General features: G+C 74.2%; 1 protein-coding gene and 1 pseudogene. Both read left to right on the forward strand.

Annotated features, from left to right (window positions below; genetic code table 11):
- Positions 1 to 491 (forward strand): FAD binding domain-containing protein (locus FNX44_RS27375; protein ID WP_369123544.1); only part of this gene is annotated, 491 nt, incomplete at its 5' end.
- Positions 488 to 765 (forward strand): annotated as a pseudogene (locus FNX44_RS27380) (xanthine dehydrogenase family protein molybdopterin-binding subunit); the annotation flags it as partial. The gene FNX44_RS27375 and the pseudogene FNX44_RS27380, both read left to right, overlap by 4 nt.

Here is a 765-nt window from a genome sequence, read left to right on the forward strand (position 1 = left end):
CCCGCACCCCCGACGGCGCCACCCGCAGCTACTCGTTCGACGAGTTCTTCCTCGAGCCGGGCGACACCCCCCACCTCGAACACCCCCTCGCCCACGGCGAGCTGATCACCGCGCTGGAGATCCCCGCCCTGCCGATGGCCCGGCGCTCCCGCTACCTCAAGGTCCGCGACCGCGAGTCCTACGAGTTCGCCCTGGTCTCCGTCGCCGCCGCCGTCGACATCAGCGACGGCGTCGTCCGCGACACCCGGATCGCCCTCGGCGGCGTCGCCACCCGCCCCTGGCGCGCCCACCGCGCCGAAGCCGCGCTGCGCGGCGCCCCGGCCACCGACGAGACCTTCGCCCGGGCCGCCGCCGAGGAACTCGCCGACGCCCGCACCACCCCCATGAACGCCTTCAAACCCGAACTCGCCCGCCGCACCCTCGTCAGAGCGCTGCGGGACCTCACCGGCACACAGCACGACAACGGCCAGAATCCGGAGGGCAACCGATGAGCACCAACCCCACCGCCACCGGGGAGGGTCCCGTAGGCCGGCCGCTGGACCGGGTGGACGCCCATCCCAAGGTCACCGGCGCCGCCCGCTACGCCGCCGAGATCCCCCTGCCGGGCCTCACCCACGCCGTACTCGTCGGCGCCCGCGTCGCACACGGCCGGATCACCGCCATCAACGCCTCCGAGGCGGAACAGGCCGAGGGCGTCCTCGCCGTCCTCACCCACGACTCGATCGGCAAGATCGCCGGACAACCCCCGCTGCTCCCCTCCCTCGC

The organism is Streptomyces alkaliterrae (genome assembly GCF_007097205.2).
In the GTDB taxonomy this organism is placed as follows: domain Bacteria; phylum Actinomycetota; class Actinomycetes; order Streptomycetales; family Streptomycetaceae; genus Streptomyces; species Streptomyces alkaliterrae.